At 71.1% G+C, this 4,180-nt stretch carries 6 protein-coding genes; 4 read left to right on the forward strand and 2 right to left on the reverse strand.

The window, feature by feature from the left end:
* Positions 1-152: 152 nt before the first annotated feature.
* The 3 genes from RBJ77_RS44760 to RBJ77_RS44770 all read left to right on the forward strand — a co-directional run bounded on the left by RBJ77_RS44760 (position 153) and on the right by RBJ77_RS44770 (position 1,844).
* On the forward strand, positions 153-914 hold the full coding sequence (locus RBJ77_RS44760; protein ID WP_372350242.1) for a hypothetical protein: 762 nt from the start codon (positions 153-155) through the stop codon (positions 912-914).
* Positions 915-938: 24 nt separating this feature from the next.
* Positions 939-1,193 carry a hypothetical protein gene (locus tag RBJ77_RS44765; RefSeq protein WP_372350243.1) on the forward strand — a complete coding sequence of 85 codons (255 nt, stop codon included), beginning with the start codon at positions 939-941 and terminating at the stop codon, positions 1,191-1,193.
* Between the two features lie 141 nt (positions 1,194-1,334).
* Positions 1,335-1,844 (forward strand): hypothetical protein, encoded by a 510-nt coding sequence (locus RBJ77_RS44770; protein WP_372350244.1) that lies wholly within the window; start codon positions 1,335-1,337, stop codon positions 1,842-1,844.
* A gap of 124 nt (positions 1,845-1,968) precedes the next feature.
* Here RBJ77_RS44770 and RBJ77_RS44775 read toward each other — a convergent pair whose 3' ends face one another.
* A complete protein-coding gene (locus RBJ77_RS44775; protein WP_372350245.1) occupies positions 1,969-2,457 on the reverse strand; it encodes a hypothetical protein in 489 nt (162 codons plus the stop codon).
* Between the two features lie 348 nt (positions 2,458-2,805).
* Between RBJ77_RS44775 and RBJ77_RS44780 the strand changes: the two genes are divergently transcribed.
* Positions 2,806-3,465, forward strand: a complete 660-nt coding sequence (locus RBJ77_RS44780) for a class F sortase (protein WP_372350247.1) — start codon at positions 2,806-2,808, stop codon at positions 3,463-3,465.
* Positions 3,466-3,507: 42 nt separating this feature from the next.
* Here the strand turns inward: RBJ77_RS44780 and RBJ77_RS44785 are convergent.
* The coding region (locus RBJ77_RS44785; protein ID WP_372350246.1) for a polysaccharide deacetylase family protein at positions 3,508-4,180 on the reverse strand (673 nt) is incomplete at its 5' end.

Consider the following 4,180-nt stretch of genomic DNA (forward strand, 5'->3'; position numbering starts at 1 on the left):
CGCCCGTGCACTACCCGGCCTACCGCCCCACCGTCCACCGTGCCCCACCCAGCGGCGGCCCGTCCCTCGTCACCCTCACCCTGCTCATCACCGCGCCCGCGGTGCTCGCGGTCGCCGCACTGCGCCCCCGCTGAACCCTCGTGGAGAAACCGATGTCGGAATGGCTTGTTCTCGCTCTCGCCATGGTCGCCGTGTGCGCTGTCGTGCTCGTCGTCCAGGTGCTGCAGCAGCGAAGAATCGGGGAGGACGACGACCCGTCGGAGACCCCGGACGTCATCGAGTACATGACGATGATGATCGGCGTGGTCTACGCGATCGTCCTCGGTCTGGCCATCGCGGGCGTCTGGGAGGCCCGCAGCGCGGCCCAGGACCACGTGCGCAACGAGGCGCAGGCCCTGCACGAGGTCCACGAACGCGTCCGGGTCTACCCGGCGGACGTCCGGGACACGATCCGGGCGGATGTCGACACGTATGTCAGCCATGTCGTGACCACCGAGTGGCACGCGATGCGCGACAAGGGCGAGCTCACCGACGAGGGCACCCGGCTGCTCGACAAGGTGCGCCACGACGTCACCGACTTCAAGCCGCGCAACGACTTCCAGGCGCAGGCCTACCAGCCGCTCCTCGACCAGGTGACCGCCGCCGACGACGCCCGCAACGCCCGCGCCGACTCCACCGGCGCCACCATGCCGGGCGTCGTCTGGTTCGGTCTGATCGTGGGCGGTCTTGTCACCATCGGCATGATCTTCGCGCTGCAGATCAGACGCACTCCGCGCGAGCTGATCCTCGCCGGGCTGTTCTCCGCGCTCATCGCCTTCCTGCTCTTCCTGATCTGGGACTTCGACGCGCCCTACAGCCGGGGCGTCGCGGCCACCGCCGAACCGTTCCTGATGCTGTTTCCGGGAGCGACCTGACCCGGGATGGAGCACCCTGAGGGCATGACCCCATGGCAGGCCCCGATCGTCGTCCAGCCGCCCGCTCCCGAGGGCGGGCGGCACGTGACCGTGCGCGGACGGGCCGTCGGGCTCGCCCACAGCGATCAGGACCTGACGGAGCTGCTGCGCCGCGCCGGGCTCGGCGCGGCGGACCTGACGCTGGACGATCCGCACCTCGTCGAATGGCGCGGCGCCGGTCCGCACGTCTGGCACGGCGCGGGGTCCGCCGGGCCGCCGACGCGCCACGACGTCCCCTGACCGGCCCAAGCTTGTGCCCCGTTCGCCCGACACCGATCGCGGCCGTCCGGGGGTGTACCTAGCGTTTCGGGCATCGAGGTGCTTGTCCCCAGCGAGCGGAACCGGTCCGCAGCTGCTCCTCGTGGACCCGGAGGAATACCCATGCACGCGATACGCGCCGCTTCCGCGACCGTCCTCGGTCTCACCGCACTCACCCTCGCCGCGCCCTCCGCCATGGCGAACGACTCCGACTCGTTCCAGGTCAGCGTCTCGCCCACGACGATCGCCGCGGGCGGCCAGGTGACCCTCTACGCGAGCGGCTGCTCCCGCGAGACGAAGGTGTCCGCGGGCATCTTCGACAGCATCACGATCGGCAGCGGCTCGGGCCAGAAGACGGCCACCGTCGACTGGGACGCCAAACAGGGCGCCATGTACTCCGTGACGTTCTCCTGCTCGGGCGGCTCGACCCGCACCGTCGACCTCACGGTCGCGGGCGGCAGACCGGTCGAGCCGACGCCCCCACCCGTCCATCACGGCGTCAAGGCCGGCATCGGCGGCAGTCTCGGCGGCTTCGACCTCCAGGAGATCGGTCTGGGCGCGGCCCTGATCACGGGCGCGCTCGGCACCGCGTACTACTTCTCCCGGCGCCGCACCGGCGACGACGCCGACTGACGCGCACGTGAAAGGGCCGGTGCCCCGCAGACCGATCGGTCTGCGGGGCACCGGCCCTTTCACGTGCGCCGCGGGCCCCGCGAAGGGGAGGTCGGGGCCCGCCGCCGTCTGTGCGCTCCCGCGGTTACGCCCGGCCCTCCGAGCGGCGCCGCATCCAGAACACACCGCCGCCGATCAGCGCGGAGGCGACGAGCGCCCCGCCGATCGCCATGTCGGTGGAGGTGGCGCCGGTCTCGCTGGAGCCGCCGAGGCCACCGCGGACACCGCCGTGGATGACGGTGAACGCGGCCGGCCGGGTCAGCGTCGCACCCTGGCAGTTCACGGTGATGTCGTGCGCGCCGGGAGTGGCGTCGCTGTGCACGGTGGCGTCCGCGCCGGCCTGCTCGCCTCCCTTGTTCACGAGGTTCACCGTGCCGAAGGCGTCGGACGTGGCGGTGCTGTTCATCTGGCACTTGGTCCCCGTGACCGAGATGGTCAGCTGGCCTCCCCGCGGGATGACGCTGGGCGAGGCGGAGAGACCTGACGGGTCCGTCCAGGCGGACGCGGCGGGGGCGGCGACACCGAGGGCGGCGACCGCGACGGCGGACACGGCCAGGGCACGGGTGGTACGCATGGAAATCCTCCGCGGAAGACGTCCCCGGGGAACGGTCCCCGGGAATTTCGGCGAGAACGCCTCCCAGACGAACCCTCAGATGCCGTGCGCACAGCCGCATTTCGGGAATCGGCCGTCCTGGTGAGCCGACACACCGAAGGAATTCCGTACAAGCCGATATTGCCGCAGGTCACGGACCGTCAGAAATTTCCTGTGACCGGCAACTCGGATGGCTCACCGGGCCGCTCGGCGGGTGATGCGGGCGCCACCCGTTCGCCCTCGCCCCGTCGCTGCGCGACCGAGGTCGACTTAGCGTTTCGGTACGCGCAACGGACGGGTCTCGCCGCCACGTCCAGAGGGGATGAGCGAATGTCCTACGCAGGGCTCGAAGAGGAGGAGCAGCCGAGAAAGCGTGCGCCGTGGGGCGTGATGGCGCTGGTGCTGCTCACCGGTCTCGCGCTGATCAGAAACGGTTCGGGGGAATTCGACATCGGTCCCCCACAGCCCGCGTCGGCCGCCGCCGCGGACAGCCGTGCGCCCCAGTGGGCGAAGTCGACGGTGCCGCAGCCGCTGCCGTTCTCGCTGGTGGAGCGGGTGCGGATCCCGGCGATCCGGGTGGACGCCCCGGTGACGCAGGTCGGCCTCGACGCGGAGGGCTGGGTCGACGCGCCGCCGCCGACCGATCCGAACCTGGCGGGCTGGTTCACGGGCGCGGTGTCGCCCGGCGAGAAGGGCACGGCCGTGGTCGTCGGCCACGTCGACAACATGCAGGGGCCCGCGGTGTTCTACGGCCTGGGCTCCCTGAAGAAGGGAAATCACGTCGAGATCCGGCGCAAGGACGGGCGGACGGCCGTATTCGAGATCTATGGCGTGGAGGTCTTCGAGAAATCGAATTTCCCGGGGAAGAAGGTGTACGGCTCCACCGGGCAGCCGGAGTTGCGGGTCATCACCTGCGGCGGCGGTTTCTCGAAGCAGAACGGCTACGACGGAAACGTGGTGGCCTTCGCCCGCCTGGCGTCCGTGCGCTGAGCGCACGGCCCGGGCGGGCGCGGGCCGCTGCCGCGGGCCGGGTCAGATGCCGCGTCGGCGCGGGACGGTGATCCGGTATCCGTCGTCGAGCAATTGCGGCAGATAGTCGCGCAGGGCGGCGACGCTCTGCGAGCGGTTGCCTCCGGCGTCGTGGTTGAGGACGACGACGCCGGGGGCCGCACCGCCGAGCACCCGGGAGACGATCGTGTCGGTGCCGGGGGTCTTCCAGTCGAGGGTGTCGACGGTCCAGGCGAGGGGTTCCATGCCGAGTTCGGCGCCGAGCCGGAACGCGGCGCGGTTCCACGCTCCGTAGGGGGCGCGGAACCAGGCGGGGGGTTCGCCGACCGCGTCCTCGACGACCTCGCAGGTCCGCTCGATCTCGGGACGCATGCCGTGCCGCGTCATCCGGGTCAGCAGCGGATGGGTCCAGGTGTGGTTGCCGATGAGGTGCCCGTCGTCGGCCATCTCGCGCAGCAGGTCCTTGTTGTCCACGGCCATCTCGCCGCACACGAAGAACATCGCGCGCACGTCGTGCTTGCGCAGCGTGCGCAGGATGTCGGGGGTGTAGCGGGGGTCGGGGCCGTCGTCGAAGGTGAGCACCATGGCGCGCTCGGAGCGCTCGAAGTCCATGCTGAGGATGGGTCGGTGACGGACCTTCAGCTTGCCCGGCGCGGCGCGCTGCGGCCCGTACCCGGCGATCGGCCGCAGCCGGTAC

Origin of the sequence: Streptomyces sp. KL116D (assembly GCF_030766975.1) — a bacterium.
Lineage (GTDB): Bacteria > Actinomycetota > Actinomycetes > Streptomycetales > Streptomycetaceae > Streptomyces > Streptomyces longispororuber_A.

What these genes read in the sequence shown, in the direction of transcription:
- RBJ77_RS44780 (WP_372350247.1), top strand. Translation starts at nt 2,806, where the DNA reads ATGTCCTACGCAGGGCTCGAAGAGGAGGAGCAGCCGAGAAAGCGTGCG.
- RBJ77_RS44770 (WP_372350244.1), top strand. Translation starts at nt 1,335, where the DNA reads ATGCACGCGATACGCGCCGCTTCCGCGACCGTCCTCGGTCTCACCGCA.
- RBJ77_RS44760 (WP_372350242.1), top strand. Translation starts at nt 153, where the DNA reads ATGTCGGAATGGCTTGTTCTCGCTCTCGCCATGGTCGCCGTGTGCGCT.
- RBJ77_RS44775 (WP_372350245.1), bottom strand. Translation starts at nt 2,457, where the DNA reads ATGCGTACCACCCGTGCCCTGGCCGTGTCCGCCGTCGCGGTCGCCGCC.
- RBJ77_RS44765 (WP_372350243.1), top strand. Translation starts at nt 939, where the DNA reads ATGACCCCATGGCAGGCCCCGATCGTCGTCCAGCCGCCCGCTCCCGAG.